General features: G+C 44.4%; 15 protein-coding genes. 7 read left to right on the top strand and 8 right to left on the bottom strand.

Annotation, left to right across the window (positions count from 1 at the left end):
* Window positions 1-84: 84 nt before the first annotated feature.
* A complete protein-coding gene (locus tag ACQXR1_RS19970; RefSeq protein WP_014663370.1) occupies window positions 85-585 on the bottom strand; it encodes a universal stress protein in 501 nt (166 codons plus the stop codon).
* Between the two features lie 163 nt (window positions 586-748).
* On the opposite strand from ACQXR1_RS19970, the gene ACQXR1_RS19965 reads away from it, so the two are divergent.
* The 3 genes from ACQXR1_RS19965 to bmrD all read left to right on the top strand — a co-directional run bounded on the left by ACQXR1_RS19965 (window position 749) and on the right by bmrD (window position 4,805).
* Complete coding sequence (locus tag ACQXR1_RS19965; protein ID WP_168781244.1) at window positions 749-910, top strand: hypothetical protein; 162 nt, start codon at window positions 749-751, stop codon at window positions 908-910.
* Between the two features lie 119 nt (window positions 911-1,029).
* Window positions 1,030-2,787 carry a multidrug ABC transporter ATP-binding protein BmrC gene (bmrC, locus tag ACQXR1_RS19960; RefSeq protein ID WP_430772755.1) on the top strand — a complete coding sequence of 586 codons (1,758 nt, stop codon included), beginning with the start codon at window positions 1,030-1,032 and terminating at the stop codon, window positions 2,785-2,787.
* A complete protein-coding gene (gene bmrD / locus ACQXR1_RS19955; RefSeq protein ID WP_430772754.1) occupies window positions 2,784-4,805 on the top strand; it encodes a multidrug resistance ABC transporter ATP-binding protein/permease BmrD in 2,022 nt (673 codons plus the stop codon). Before bmrC ends, bmrD begins: the two co-directional genes overlap by 4 nt.
* 47 nt (window positions 4,806-4,852) lie before the next feature.
* On the opposite strand, the gene ACQXR1_RS19950 is transcribed toward bmrD, so the two are convergent.
* From ACQXR1_RS19950 to spaC, 6 genes are all read right to left on the bottom strand, one after another.
* The gene (locus ACQXR1_RS19950) at window positions 4,853-5,473 is read right to left on the bottom strand and encodes an SDR family oxidoreductase (RefSeq protein ID WP_069839105.1); all 621 of its coding nucleotides are present in this window, start codon (window positions 5,471-5,473) and stop codon (window positions 4,853-4,855) included.
* Window positions 5,474-5,511: 38 nt separating this feature from the next.
* Complete coding sequence (locus ACQXR1_RS19945) at window positions 5,512-5,637, bottom strand: hypothetical protein (RefSeq protein ID WP_014663375.1); 126 nt, start codon at window positions 5,635-5,637, stop codon at window positions 5,512-5,514.
* 104 nt (window positions 5,638-5,741) lie between these two features.
* Entirely contained in the window at window positions 5,742-5,945 is a 204-nt protein-coding gene (sspB, locus tag ACQXR1_RS19940; RefSeq protein ID WP_003233287.1) for a beta type acid-soluble spore protein SspB, read from the bottom strand.
* A gap of 208 nt (window positions 5,946-6,153) precedes the next feature.
* A complete protein-coding gene (locus tag ACQXR1_RS19935; RefSeq protein WP_080487948.1) occupies window positions 6,154-6,372 on the bottom strand; it encodes a YheE family protein in 219 nt (72 codons plus the stop codon).
* Between the two features lie 150 nt (window positions 6,373-6,522).
* Complete coding sequence (gene yheD / locus ACQXR1_RS19930; RefSeq protein WP_430772753.1) at window positions 6,523-7,884, bottom strand: spore coat associated protein YheD; 1,362 nt, start codon at window positions 7,882-7,884, stop codon at window positions 6,523-6,525.
* Entirely contained in the window at window positions 7,874-8,965 is a 1,092-nt protein-coding gene (gene spaC / locus ACQXR1_RS19925; protein ID WP_430772752.1) for a spore coat associated protein SpaC, read from the bottom strand. The genes yheD and spaC overlap by 11 nt, the downstream gene beginning before the upstream one ends.
* A gap of 266 nt (window positions 8,966-9,231) precedes the next feature.
* Between spaC and ACQXR1_RS19920 the strand changes: the two genes are divergently transcribed.
* Together ACQXR1_RS19920 and ACQXR1_RS19915 are read left to right on the top strand one after the other, a co-directional pair.
* Window positions 9,232-10,365 carry a DUF445 domain-containing protein gene (locus ACQXR1_RS19920; protein WP_430772751.1) on the top strand — a complete coding sequence of 378 codons (1,134 nt, stop codon included), beginning with the start codon at window positions 9,232-9,234 and terminating at the stop codon, window positions 10,363-10,365.
* A gap of 92 nt (window positions 10,366-10,457) precedes the next feature.
* Window positions 10,458-10,811 carry a YlbF family regulator gene (locus ACQXR1_RS19915; protein ID WP_003224239.1) on the top strand — a complete coding sequence of 118 codons (354 nt, stop codon included), beginning with the start codon at window positions 10,458-10,460 and terminating at the stop codon, window positions 10,809-10,811.
* 41 nt (window positions 10,812-10,852) lie between these two features.
* On the opposite strand, the gene ACQXR1_RS19910 is transcribed toward ACQXR1_RS19915, so the two are convergent.
* Window positions 10,853-11,926 carry a DNA alkylation repair protein gene (locus tag ACQXR1_RS19910; protein ID WP_430772750.1) on the bottom strand — a complete coding sequence of 358 codons (1,074 nt, stop codon included), beginning with the start codon at window positions 11,924-11,926 and terminating at the stop codon, window positions 10,853-10,855.
* 485 nt (window positions 11,927-12,411) lie between these two features.
* On the opposite strand from ACQXR1_RS19910, the gene ACQXR1_RS19905 reads away from it, so the two are divergent.
* Both ACQXR1_RS19905 and ACQXR1_RS19900 read left to right on the top strand, forming a co-directional pair.
* A complete protein-coding gene (locus ACQXR1_RS19905) occupies window positions 12,412-13,278 on the top strand; it encodes a Cof-type HAD-IIB family hydrolase (RefSeq protein WP_430772749.1) in 867 nt (288 codons plus the stop codon).
* Window positions 13,279-13,389: 111 nt separating this feature from the next.
* Entirely contained in the window at window positions 13,390-14,895 is a 1,506-nt protein-coding gene (locus ACQXR1_RS19900; protein WP_172641275.1) for a coproporphyrinogen III oxidase, read from the top strand.
* Window positions 14,896-14,899: the final 4 nt, after the last annotated feature.

The following is a 14,899-nucleotide window of genomic DNA, read 5'->3' as shown; positions in this document are numbered from 1 at the left end:
GCACGAAAGCATTATAACAGAAAAAAACGAAAATCTATGTTTTTTCACAATTATGAATATAAAAGAAGTGAGCACAGGGCGTGCTCACTTTACAATCAGGACGGGTATATCCGATTTCGCTGAAAGCTTTTCACTTACACTTCCGAATATTAATTTTTTCAACCTGTTTTGGTCTCTGCTTCCGGTTACGATCATATCGGCAGAAATGCGGTTCGCATGCTCGATAATTGATTCAGCCGGATCGCCTTCTAATATGTCAATATCTCCATCTGCCTGCTGTTCATTCAGCATCATTCTGGCTTCGGCGACGACTTCTTCCGTACGGTCTTCATAGATGATTGGTTCAGGTGAAGCAACATCTGATATCAGCGGATCGGGAACACCTGTCATGCCTCCGCTGATATAGCTTGCTTCAGCTGCGGGTCTGGGCGGGTCGATGACGGTCTGATTGTCTTTCATATCATGTGAATGGGCGACGGTAATAGCGGCATTTACGGTTTTAGCAAGATCAATGGCTGTCTGAAGCGCTTTCTTACTATTTTCACTTCCGTCAAACGCAACGATGATACGGTCAGCATGGAACATCCTTCTCACCCTTTCAAAGCGTCTTACAACACTACTACCCGAATTTGAGCACAATTAACCCTTTCCTATTCAAGTAATGATTGACAAAAAAAGGTTTTGTTTATATGATGATAAAAAGATGAAATCAGAATGGAAGGAGGGTTTGCTATGCCAAGGAATTTGCGTGTTTATCAAACAGTTTCATATTGGCGCGGCAAACCCTATGTTCTGTTTTCGTGAACGGTTTTTTAGGCCTGACCGCGCGCTGAAAAGCGCTGTGCATAACATATTGGTTAAAAAAGGCATGGAGCTGACGCTTCATGCCTTTTTTATATACAAAATCTAAGGAAAGACAGGTGTATGGGATGTGAAGACAAATACAGAGGCGAGGGCTGTTCATGCCAAATTGGATGAAAAAAGCTGCAAGGAAAAAATAGAAGGCGGCTGATGAGGAGATGGGGATAGATGTTTTCAGTATTAAAAAAGCTTGGCTGGTTTTTTAAGGCGTACTGGCTGCGCTATACGATTGCGATTGTCCTTTTATTAGCAGTCAATGTCATTGAAATGTTTCCGCCTAAGCTCTTGGGGAACGCCATAGATGATATGAAATCGGGGGCGTTTACGCAGGAAGGGCTGCTGTTTTATATCGGTATCTTCTTTGTACTGACAGCAGTCGTGTATATGATGTCTTATTTTTGGATGCACCAGCTGTTTGGCGGTGCAAATCTGATGGAGAAAATTCTTCGTACGAAGCTGATGGGGCATCTGCTGACTATGTCGCCGCCGTTTTATGAAAAAAACCGGACAGGCGATTTAATGGCACGGGGGACGAATGATCTTCAGGCCGTCAGTTTAACGACAGGGTTTGGCATCTTGACGTTAGTCGATTCTACGATGTTTATGATGACGATCTTTTTGACGATGGGGTTTTTGATCAGCTGGAAGCTGACCTTTGCCGCGATTATCCCGCTTCCAGTCATGGCGATTGCAATCAGCCTATATGGAAGTAAAATTCATGAGCGGTTTACGGAGGCCCAAAATGCGTTCGGGGCGCTGAATGACAGGGTGCTTGAATCTGTTTCCGGCGTGCGGGTGATTCGTGCGTATGTACAGGAAACAAACGATGTTCGCCGGTTTAATGAAATGACCGCTGATGTTTATCAGAAAAATATGAAAGTGGCTTTTATTGATTCATTGTTCGAGCCGACGGTGAAGCTGCTTGTCGGCGCAAGCTATCTGATTGGGCTCGGCTACGGAGCGTTTCTTGTGTTCCGGAACGAACTGACGCTTGGAGAACTTGTGTCCTTTAATGTTTATCTCGGTATGATGATTTGGCCGATGTTTGCAATTGGTGAACTCATTAACGTGATGCAGCGCGGCAATGCGTCATTAGATCGGGTAAATGAAACCCTTTCTTATCAACCGGACGTGACAGATCCAAAACGGCCCGTTGATCTTAAAGAGCCTGGAGATATCGTTTTCAGCAATGTCAGCTTTACATATCCAAGCTCAACAAGCTGCAATATTCAGGATGTTTCATTTGCGGTGCGAAAAGGGCAGACGGTCGGAATTGCCGGTAAAACCGGGAGCGGAAAAACGACAATTATTAAGCAGCTTTTGCGCCAGTACCCTCCAGGTGAAGGGAGCATTACATTTTCAGGCGTGCCGATTCAGCAGATCCCTCTTGACCGGGTCCGCGGGTGGATCGGATATGTGCCGCAGGATCATTTGCTGTTTTCGCGGACTGTAAAAGAAAATATTTTATACGGAAAACAGGATGCGAGTGATGAAGAGGTTCAGCAAGCCATTGCCGAAGCATACTTTGAAAAAGATTTGCACATGCTTCCAGCAGGTCTGGAGACAATGGTCGGCGAAAAAGGCGTGGCACTGTCAGGCGGACAGAAACAAAGAATTTCGATTGCAAGAGCACTTATGGCGAATCCAGAGATCTTGATTCTGGATGATTCGCTTTCCGCTGTAGATGCCAAAACAGAGGCTGCGATTATCAGGAACATCAGAGAAAACCGCAAAGGAAAAACGACATTTATTTTGACGCACCGATTATCCGCTGTAGAGCACGCTGACCTGATCCTTGTGATGGACGGCGGCGTCATTGCAGAGAGAGGCACGCATCAAGAATTGCTGGCCAATAATGGGTGGTACCGGGAACAATATGAAAGGCAGCAGCTGTTCACTGGGGAAGAAGGGGGAGCAGGAGCATGAAAATAGGAAAAACGTTATGGAGATACGCACTCCTTTATCGAAAATTGCTAATCACGGCCGTCCTATTGCTAGCTGTCGCCGTCGGTGCAGAACTGACCGGGCCGTTTATCGGCAAGAAAATGATAGACGACCATATCCTCGGCATTGAGAAAACATGGTATGAAGCTGCGGAAAAAGATAAAAATGCTGTTCAGTTTCACGGCGTCTCATATGTCAGAGAGGACCGAATGCAGGAACCTGTTTCAAAAGCAAAAGAAGCACATATTTATCAAGTGGGAATGGCGTTTTATTTTGTTGATCAGGCTGTCAGCTTCGACGGGAATAGAACGGTTTCTGACGGGAAGCTGACGATCTCAAATGGAGACGTGAGCCGAACATATCCTGCCGAAAAGCTGACTAAGCAGGAACTTTTCGGGTTCTATCAGCCGGAAATAAAGGGAATGGTGTTTCTGATCTGCCTGTATGGAGGCTTGCTGGTGTTTTCGGTATTTTTTCAATACGGACAGAATTATCTGCTGCAGATGAGCGCCAATCGTATTATTCAAAAGATGAGGCAGGACGTGTTTTCGCACATACAGAAAATGCCGATTCGATATTTTGACAACCTTCCGGCCGGAAAAGTCGTTGCGCGGATTACCAATGATACGGAGGCTATCAGGGATTTATATGTCACCGTGCTTTCTACATTTGTGACAAGCGGAATCTATATGTTCGGAATATTCACGGCTTTGTTTCTGCTTGATGTGAAGCTTGCGTTTGTATGTCTGGCAATTGTGCCGATGATCTGGCTGTGGTCGGTCATTTACCGAAGATACGCCTCATATTACAATCAAAAAATCCGCTCGATCAACAGTGACATTAACGCAAAAATGAATGAGTCCATCCAAGGCATGACCATTATTCAGGTTTTCCGCCATCAAAAGGAAACGATGAGAGAATTTGAGGAATTAAATGAATCACATTTTTATTTCCAAAACAGGATGCTGAATTTAAACTCCTTAATGTCCCATAATCTGGTCAATGTCATCCGCAATCTTGCGTTCGTCTGTCTAATTTGGCATTTTGGCGGTGCGAGCCTGAATGCGGCTGGGATTGTTTCTGTCGGAGTGCTGTACGCGTTTGTCGATTATTTGAACCGGCTGTTTCAGCCGATCACAGGCATCGTCAATCAGTTTTCAAAGCTGGAGCTTGCTAGGGTCTCCGCCGGGCGTGTTTTTGAACTGCTTGAAGAAAAGAATACGGAAGAAGCAGGTCAACCGGCGAAGGAGCGTGCGCTGGGACGGGTTGAGTTTCGTGATGTGTCATTTGCCTATCAAGATGGTGAGGAGGTATTAAAACATATTTCCTTTACCGCGCAAAAAGGCGAAACCGTAGCGCTCGTCGGTCATACCGGATCAGGAAAAAGCTCGATTTTAAATCTTCTGTTTCGTTTTTATGATGCGCAAAAAGGTGATGTTCTGATTGATGGGAAAAGCATTTACAACATGTCAAGACAGGAACTCAGATTTCATATGGGCATTGTGCTTCAGGACCCGTACTTATTTTCGGGCACAATCGGATCTAACGTAAGTCTGGATGACGAAAGAATGACTGAAGAAGAAATGAAAAAAGCACTGCGGCAAGTCGGTGCCGAGCCGCTTCTAAAAAAGCTTCCGAAGGGCATGAATGAACCCGTGATTGAGAAAGGCAGCACGCTATCCTCTGGCGAGCGGCAGTTAATTTCCTTCGCCAGAGCTTTGGCGTTTGATCCCGCGATTTTGATTTTAGATGAAGCAACGGCGCACGTTGATACAGAGACAGAGGCCGTAATCCAGAAGGCGCTTGATGTCGTCAAACAAGGACGCACTACCTTCGTCATCGCTCACCGGCTTTCAACAATCAGAAATGCGGATCAGATTTTGGTTCTTGATAATGGAGAAATCGTTGAGAGAGGGAACCACGAGGAATTGATGGCATTAGAAGGCCAATATTATCAAATGTATAAACTGCAAAAAGGACAGAAACATTCCATTGCATAACGCTAAAAAACCCAAAACAATTGTGTTTTGGGTTTTTGATTATGTAGTTAATAAGCCAGCCCGACTCGGAATCCGACATACTCTCCTGTAACGAGCTCACGATATAGAAAGTCAGCAGTATCACCGACCGAAATGCTTGTGCCGCCCTCAGGCAAAACGTTACGCTCCGTACGATAAATGCCGGTTGCTGTTCCGTCCGGGAGGTAAGTGGGGCAGATGATTGTCCAGTCTAATGATGATTCTTTAAGCATTTCGTATACTTTTGCATGCTCCTTGGCTGCGCGGGTCTGCTTTCGTTTCGATTCATTTGTTTCAAACCGGAATTTTCCCGGTTCATATCGGGAATCAAGAATACCTGCGGTGCCGATCGAAATAAGCCGTTTGATATGTTGTTCCTGCATCGTGGAGAGAATGTGTGACATAGCAGTTGACAAGGTATCATCACCATCTGTGCCTAGACAGCTGATCACAATTTCGGCATTCTCCAATATTTTTTTCACATCTTCTAAGCGGCGGGCGTTCCCCATGACGATTCGATCTTTTGGAAGGGGAAGATCAGCATGTTGAGATCTGATCAGAGCGTGAATGGCAAACCGTTCATCTGCTGCAGCTTGAGTTAAAAAGGCTTGTCCGACGCGGCCGCTGGCTCCTAATAAAGCGATTTTCATCAAAAAACCTCCTCGCCTTTCATTATAAAAGGATGTTCTCAGTTTGAACAGCGCGGGAAAGAATACCTGTACCAATAGACAGAACGATGGGAAACATATTCATGAATCATGGATACACTTACGAACTGAACCAGCTCCCAATTCACAATGGTGATAAATGACACCCTGATTCCCTCCCTTTTTTTCTAGGATATGTGGAGTGGGAAAAATGGGTGACAAAATAAAGAGAGCGCGGAAACCGCGCCCTCTATAGCCATATATTGAGTTGTTATTGAACTCTGCCGCCCATTTGCTGCTGAGCGAAAGATACTAAACGTTTTGTGATTTCTCCTCCGACAGAACCGTTAGCGCGGGAAGTTGTGTCCGCTCCAAGGTTAACGCCGAATTCAGAAGCGATTTCAAGTTTCATTTGGTCGATAGCCTGAGCTGCGCCAGGAACTAGTAAATCATTTGAAGAGTTTTGGTTAGCCATGTGTAAAATCTCCTTTTTATTTAGTATGGTTGGGTTAACTGGAGTTGCACCAATCTGTGGACCCTTCTCGGGTGTCACTGCCCCTCGGCGTAACCCAATGCTTGCCGGCTTGTTACTAGTATTATGTTAAAATGGCCGGAAACTCATGCGGAGAATTGTATGGTAAATGTTGAGAAAGCACAAAAAAAACCTAGCCGATTTGGCTAAGCTAGTCATAAATATGAAAAAGCATCAGTTCATGTATCTCGTTTGTAAGAGCAGGCTCGTCAGCGCGGGCGGGAAACAAATCTCCCCATTCAATCTCACCGCTCTTATGATAGATGCCTTCATAATGAGTTCCTTTAAAATAAAATGAAATTTTCCATCCGGGCAGCTTTTCTTTTGGGAACAAAGGTTTCCAGCTGAAATGAGAAATCATAACGGCCACGCTCCTTACATTTAGTATCAATTGACCTGAATCTAAAACGGCTTATGTTCATTGTATCACTGTTTCATAACATCACTGAAGGGTCTTACTGATGCAGTTTGTCCCAGCTTTGGATAAAGATAAGCCCGCTTTATTAAAAAAGCGGACAGGTTACGAAGGCCACAGTGCTTCAGGGGATGTGATTGCCTTCTCAGATAAATAAGACGCGTATTCAAAGCTTCTTCGTTTTGTCAGAGAATCAACATGATGCAAGTTTGGATGAGAAAAAATGCTCCGGCCCGGGCGCGAATTTGCTTCAAACATCCATACTTTACCGTTCTGATCAATGCCAAAATCGAAACCGATCTCGCCGATAAACCCCTCGATATGATCATGAAGCACATGGCTTGCCGTCAGCGCCGCTGCAGAAAGCTTTTTAATGACTTCAACTCTTTCAGCGGGATCATCGTATACTTCCGCAAGTGTCTTTACAGTGCCGCCGTTAGAAAGATGTGTTGTTATGCTGTTCTCTCCGGAAATTTTCACGGCTATTGCTGTTACTGTCCATTTCCCTTTTCTGTTTTTATTGGTATGGACACGGAAATCCGCTGGTTTGCCTTGAAATTCGATGAGATCAACACCTTGCTGAATGAGAAAGTCAGATGGGCTGTGCTGTTTTTGAAATTCTGCAAGAAAAGCGGCGGCATCAGGATAATCAATGGAAGTAAATGTTTTGGCGTCATTCGTGTGCTTCACCGTCAGACTATCATCTGTCCTTGTCAGCTGATAAATGCCGGTGCCGAGTGCCCCGTTTGCCGGTTTGATATAGACTTTTTTGTATGCATCACAGAGCTCATCAATCAGCTCTACAGACGGTGTCAGCTCGGATCGAGGCAAAAAAGGAGCTGTTCTCGGGTCTTTTTCGAGCAATTGATGGACGCTCCATTTATTGAAAAACGTTTTATTAAACCATGGGATTTGATATTCATCGATCAGTCTCTTTTTTGTATGTTGCAAGAGAAGTGAATCTTCAATTTTTCGGTTAGGCAAACGGTCATAAACGACATTCGGCAATGGAACGATTTTTTTCACCCAGCCGTTTTCCCTGTAAAGGAGGCCTTCAATCGTGCCCTCCTCCCAATTGATTTGATGTGCGCCAAAAACGAAACAGTAGCCTCCGGCTTGTTCATGTAATGTGACAAGCTTAGAAAAAAAGAGGGAACGATCCTTAAAAGGACGCTCAAGAGATACCGTAAACCCTGCCGTAAAGATGCCGACTAACGGCCCGATATGCACTGTATGATCATGAATCAGTATATCAGCCCGGCTTCGGTGGGGGAGCAAAAGTTCATGAAACAGATTTTCAGAGAGAAGCACGGTTTGTTCCAGATGCCGTCTGTAAGCAACGTGGCATCTGACAACCTTCGTTCCGAACGCGGCATGCAAAAGTCCGTCTTGCTTCAGCGAAGAGGGCAGAAACAGGGTGTTTTCACTGGTTTTGTCTATGCCGATCAAAAACCGTTTACGATTCACGCGGAAGAACTCCTTTCTGGCTTTGCTCAGAAAACAGGTACTGGCAGCGTTTTAGAGGACAAGTGTACAGCTGTTCTTTTTGCTCGGGAGAGACACGCAGGATTGACTTCCTGCCCGGTTTGGAATTGATATCTAAAATCCAAATTCTCCCGTCCTTCGCAAGACATATATCAAGGCCAAGTTCAAACAGCGGCCCGTAGCGCTCGTCAAGGTAATACGGAACCGATTGGGTAATCGAAAACACATCATCCAGTAAGACCACTTGCTGTTTCTTCGGTATATCCTCAAACCATGAGTCAAATGTCAGCGCATCAGATCCGCCTGACAAATTGGCCAGCAGCCCATGTTTATATCCGCGTCTCACTGCCTTTCCGACTGTATTCCATTCACCTGCTTCGTTTTTTTCCATAAACAGGCGAATATCACAAGGGTATTGTTCCTTATCTTGAATGTTTAAGTAAGGCTGAAGCAAATATTGATGCTGAAGCACTTTTTTGCACCACGTTTTAAAAGAAGTCTGGTTGGAAAACGTTTTTGTCTGCTTATCCTTTCCGATATGATAAGTAGCAGTGATGTTTTTCTTGCCCAGCTTCAAAAGAATCACGCCTCTGCCTCCTGCGCCGAATGCCGGTTTAAGGATACAGGCTTTTTCTTTGGATAAAAAGGAATAAATTTGTTCATAGCGGCTTACCTTCATTGTTTCCGGAATATAGGGGTTGATTACAGAATTCTGCTGCAAATCGTGAAGGACGGTCCACTTATCGGGAAGACCCCGCCCGATAAATTCCGTTTTCGGATATTTTTTAAGCCACTCAACGATCGGTTTTGCTTTTTGGGAATGTGAATCCTTGCCGTAAAAACAGCGATCATAAATATAATCTGGAATCGCCATTTCAGTTTCGTTCCATGTGCTGCTGGCGGAATGATAGACCGATGCTTTGACACGCAAGGTGTCAGGTAAAATATCAAATGGTGTAAACCGAACGAAACGTATGCCAAATTCGGGTGCTCTTTTGGCCAGTTCTGCGGAATAATCCGCTTCATGCTGGCGGGATAAGGACATAAAACCGAGTGTTATCATGATGAGACTCCCCCTTTTATTCAAAAGCTGCCGGCGGGTGTCAGCAGCTTTACGGTAAAAACATTCAGGACGAACGCAGCTGACAGTATTCTACTTTACAGATTACGATTCTTTACCTTGCCCTATTCCAAAAGAACAAGCTGATTTTCTGAGAACAGGAATTTGTCTCCTTGTTTGCTAAGTGATTGCATGAGCCTCTATAATACGTATAGGTACATGATCTATATGAAAAAAGCTGAAGCACAGATGGAGGAAGATGAATAGGAATGGGTATTGCAGGAACCTTTATTTTTATGATCGTGATCGGTGCTGCCATTGGAGCGGTGACCAATCATTTAGCAATTCAAATGCTGTTTAGGCCGTATAAAGCGTACTATTTGTTTGGGAAACGAGTTCCTTTTACGCCCGGGCTGATCCCGAGACGGCGGGATGAGCTTGCAAAACAAATGGGACTGGTGGTGGTCAATCATCTCTTGACCCCTGAGGGCATTAAAAAGCGGCTCGTCTCTGATGCCGCTAAAACGAAGGCTCTTCAAGTGGGGGAACAGCTGATTCAAAAGCTGTCACTTTCTGAGGTGACAGTCAAAGAGGCGCTTGAAAAAGCCGGGGTGAAGCGTCCTGATGAAGCGGCAGATGAATGGATCAGCAGCTGGACGGATGATACGCTGCACGAGCTTTTCCGCCGATACGGGAATCAATCGTTAAAAGAGCTGGTGCCTTTAGAGGCGCAGGAAAAGCTTGAAGAAAAGATTCCGATGATTTCAGAATATATATTGTCACGGAGTGTCCGTTATTTTGAAAGTGATGAAGGGAAAATGCGTCTCGGCAATATGATTGATGACTTTTTAAAAGAGCGCGGCATGCTTGGGAGCATGGTGCAAATGTTTCTCGGCAATTCAAGCTTGGCGGATCGCGTGCTGCCGGAGCTGCTAAAATTTTTGCGGAATGAGGAAACAAATAAATTGCTTTCTGATCTCTTAAAAAACGAATGGGGCAAGCTGAGGGAGTATACGTTTAATGAAGCAGACGAAAAATGGAATGCAAGGGCGCTTATTTTCAGTTTGAAACGAAGCGTGCTGCAAGCATTTTCGACTGCTCCTTTCTTCGACAATACGATTGGGACGCTTACCGTTCGTTATGAATCTGAGCTGACCCAGCACATGCTGCCGGCACTGTTAGACAAATTGCTTGAAGGGGTTTCGGCCAACCTTGAAAGTGTCTTTAAACGGTTGCGTCTTGAGGAAATCGTCAAGGAGCAGGTGGATCAGTTCCCGGTGGAGCGTCTTGAAGAAATGGTGCTGTCCATTTCAAAAAAAGAATTTAAAATGATTACCTATTTGGGAGGCCTTCTTGGCGGAATGATAGGCGCGGTTCAAGCACTGTTTGTCATCCTTTTTTAAGAAGAAATGGTCTTTGATTAATGAAAGGAGCTCCATAGTCTGTTATAGTGGAGTGGTATGTCAAACGGCAATGATGAAAGGAGCTATTTACAATGGCTGTTAATTTTTATGATGTAGCGTATGATCTGGAAAATGCATTACGCGGGAGCGAAGAGTTTACCCGTTTAAAAAACCTTTACGACGAAGTGAACGCAGATGAATCAGCGAAGCGCATGTTTGAAAACTTCCGTGATGTGCAGCTTAGACTCCAGCAAAAACAAATGGCAGGGGAAGAAATTACACAGGAAGAAGTGACACAGGCTCAAAAAACAGTTGCGCTTGTACAGCAGCACGAAAAAATTTCTCAGCTGATGGAAGCGGAGCAGCGCATGAGCATGCTGATCGGTGAATTGAACAAAATCATTATGAAGCCTTTAGAAGAGCTTTACGGCAGTGTTGAAGGCTAATCAGTAAATCCCTTCTTGGAAAAGAAGGGATTTTTTATTCATCAGACAACTTGGAAATCCAATGAATCTTTTACCTCTCCATTGATAATCACTGATAATGTATGGATTCCTTTGTAATGCTTTCTGGTAGTCAGATCTTTGAAGGATTGGATTCTTGTGTATGACTTCGTTTCGTTTTTTCTTATATTTGTTTCTGTTATGTTAAATACTTTCTGATGACGCTGGCCTCTTGCTTTTACAAAATCAATTGCGTATTCAATTCTTACTTTTTGATCCCTGTCTGAATGAATATAGAAAGAAAATTCAAGGCTTTCGCCAATAGCTATCCGACTGGGCTGACATGTTAAATCATGTAGATGTATCGAATCAGCATTTCCATAACCAAAAAGCGCTAAGGCCTGTTTATCACCCTTTTTTAATAAGGTACGATAGGCGTGTTTGATAATCCAATCTGTATGGGGATGTGTTCCGTACCATTGATCTGCGACTTTTTCCAGCAAATGAGGATGCGTTTTTGATATATCATTAAGATTGTTGGCCACGCTTTTCCTTACATATAAGGACTCGTCCTGCATCAGCTTCTCAAGGATCGGCAATACGGGCGTAGGGTCCGATTTCAAAGCCGGTATCGATTTTCCCCATGGCAGGCGGGGCCTGCTTCCTTCGCTCGCAAGTCTTCTCACGTGTTCATTTTCATGCTCAGACCATGTATGCAATTGTGCAATCATTTTTTCTTGGTCTAACAGCAAAAAAGGCCTTACAGCGAATTCTGAGGTCGAATATTGTGTAAAGTATTCCAATGCCTTTATTGATTCTTCCCAATGCGCCAACCCGTACTGCTCCACATAATCAGGGAATAAAATTCCGCTGAGTCCTTTAAAATGAGGAGCTGTCTCCCGTAAAATGGCCAGAGCTTCAACGTATTGTTTTGGCAAAGTTTCGTATAAGGAAACTGTAATACGGCGCATCCGCTCTTTTAAAGTGAGTTCAGGCCAGATTTCGAGCTGCAACGTATCCTTGAATTGGTCTTTGTTAAAGTCAGGATAGGATGACCTTACATGATGGATCAAACGAGTTAACAGTTCTTCATTAAATATTTCTTTTAAATCAGCCATATCAACACCGCTTTTTCGTTTAGTATTTATATTGTATGGGAATGTATGTTCTAAATCAAGTGATGAATCCCAATAATTAACAACGAATCCTACCAGGGATACACAAAAGCTGATTGCTTTTTTTAGTTAAAAAAACCCTTGTCATCGGTAAGGAAAACTGAGATAATAGCATTGAAAGCGCCTACACTTACCTATTTCAAATGGATACGGTCGCATATCATGCCGTTATATTGAGGGGATAAGCAACAGAGAGTAAGTGTTCGGAGCGCATCATTGGTCAAACAAGGGGTTCCTGATACATGATTTTTCGTAAAACGAAATAACGATATTAGGGAGAATGGCTGCTTCGATCGTATCCTATCAACAAGCCATACATAAAGTCTGCTGAGCCAGGCTTTTTTTGCTTTAAGAAAAGGTTGTTCTAAACACAGAGACAGGGTCATATCCTATACACAAGTACAGTCATCAAGGAGGGGGACATCTCTGTGTCAAAACAATTGCTTGCCTTAAATATAGATGGAGCGCTGCTTCGGTCGAACGGGAAGATTCATCAGGCAACGAAAGACGCCATTGAATATGTAAAGAAAAAAGGGATTTACGTCACACTCGTGACCAACCGCCACTTTCGTTCAGCACAGAAAATAGCGAAATCGCTAAAGCTTGATGCCAAGCTGATCACCCATAGCGGGGCATATATCGCTGAGAAAATAGACGCCCCGTATTTTGAAAAAAGAATTTCTGATGATCATACCTTTAACATTGTTCAAGTATTGGAGAGCTACCAATGCAATATTCGGCTTCTTCACGAAAAGTATTCCATCGGAAACAAGAAGAAGGTCAATTCGAATTTATTGGGGAAAGCACTCATTCATCCGTCTGACCCGATCTTTTATCCAGTCCAGTTTGTGGAATCATTAAGCGATCTCCTCATAGATGAGCCAGTGAGTGCACCCGTCATCGAGGTGTACACGGAGCACGACATTCAGCATGACATTACAGAAACGATTACAAAAGCTTTCCCTGCGGTTGATGTGATTCGCGTGAACGATGAGAAGCTGAATATCGTTCCGAAAGGCGTCTCGAAGGAAGCGGGTCTGGCCCTCGTCGCTTCAGAACTGGGCCTGAATATGGAGGATGTCGTGGCCATTGGGCATCAGTATGACGATCTGCCGATGATCGAACTTGCCGGTCTTGGGGTAGCGATGGGGAATGCCGTGCCGGAATTGAAGAGAAAGGCAGACTGGGTCACAAGGTCCAATGACGAGCAAGGTGTCGCTTACATGATGAAGGAATATTTCCGAATGCAGCAGCGAAAAGGGTTTCTTGATAAGTTCCACATGAAACGTGTGTAAAAAAGCCGCTCGCGCCCTAATAGGTGCGGCGGCTTTTTTGCCGGATTGATTTTAGCGGTTTATTTCTGTACACTAAAGAAAGTTTTGAATCTGATAAATTAGGTGATGAAGTTGCAAATAAAAATAGAAGGCATACATGATGACCGCTTGCATCGGCCTCTGCAAAATATTGCAAATTTGTTTTATGAAGAGTGCGAGCTTGTGTATGGCGGAGACGAGCCCGCAGATGTTGTCATTTCTTTAGCGTTCTCACAAACGAATGAGCATGTGACGGTTTCGGGAGAAGTAAAGGGAACGGGCATAAAGGAGCAGCATACAAAATCCTTTTCTCCCGGCTTGAATGAAAAAGAAGCTTTTAAGCAAGTGAAAAACACAATGTCTTATGTGTATCTCAATCTTCTTCAGGCGCACACGGGCATCACGCAGAAGTGGGGAATCCTCACAGGAATCCGGCCCACAAAGCTGCTTCATAAAAAGCTGCAAAGCGGAATACCCAAGGAGCAAGCGCATGCTGAATTGAAAAAAGACTATTTAATTCACGATGAAAAAATCAAGCTCATGCAGGAAATTGTTGACCGTCAGCTGGCGGCAGTTCCGGATTTGTACCGAGTAAAGGATGAAGTCAGCATTTATATCGGCATTCCGTTCTGCCCGACAAAATGTGCGTATTGCACATTCCCTGCGTACGCCATTCAAGGACAGGCGGGCAGAGTCGGCTCATTCTTATGGGGACTGCATTACGAAATGCAGAAAATCGGTGAATGGCTGAAGGAGCACGATGTTAAGGTGACAACCATTTACTTTGGCGGCGGGACGCCGACAAGCATTACAGCGGAGGAGATGGATCTGCTGTATGAAGAAATGGTCCGCTCCTTCCCGGATGTGAAAAACATTCGCGAGATTACGGTGGAGGCCGGCCGCCCTGACACGATCACAGAAGAAAAACTCGCCGTTTTAAACAAATATGACATTGACCGGATCAGCATCAATCCGCAATCCTATGAAAACGAAACGCTAAAGGCGATCGGGAGGCACCATACGGTTGAAGAGACCATTGAGAAATATCATCTGTCACGCGAGCACGGCATGAATAATATCAACATGGACTTGATTATCGGTTTACCTGGGGAAGGCGTGAAGGAGTTCAGGCACAGTCTTTCAGAAACGGAAAAGCTGATGCCGGAATCCCTGACCGTTCATACCCTTTCTTTTAAACGGGCGTCAGAAATGACGAGAAACAAGCATAAGTACAAAGTCGCCGGCAGGGAAGAGGTTTCTCAAATGATGGAAGACGCGGTAGCTTGGACGAAAGAGCATGGGTACGTGCCCTATTATTTATACCGCCAGAAAAACATTCTTGGAAACCTTGAAAACGTCGGATACTCTTTGCCTGGGCAAGAAAGCATCTACAACATTATGATTATGGAAGAGGTGCAGACGATTATCGGCATCGGCTGCGGAGCTGCCAGTAAATTTATTGATCGGGATACAGGGAAAATCACACATTTTGCGAATCCGAAAGATCCGAAATCGTATAATGAGCGCTTCGAGCACTATACGGACGAAAAAATCAAATATTTAGAGCAGATGTTTGAGAAAACGACAAAGCAGCACTGATCAC

Source organism: Bacillus sp. ATD (assembly GCF_050585765.1).
GTDB classification, from domain to species: Bacteria; Bacillota; Bacilli; order Bacillales; family Bacillaceae; genus Bacillus; species Bacillus stercoris.
This window is presented reverse-complemented; position numbering and strand designations above follow the sequence as displayed.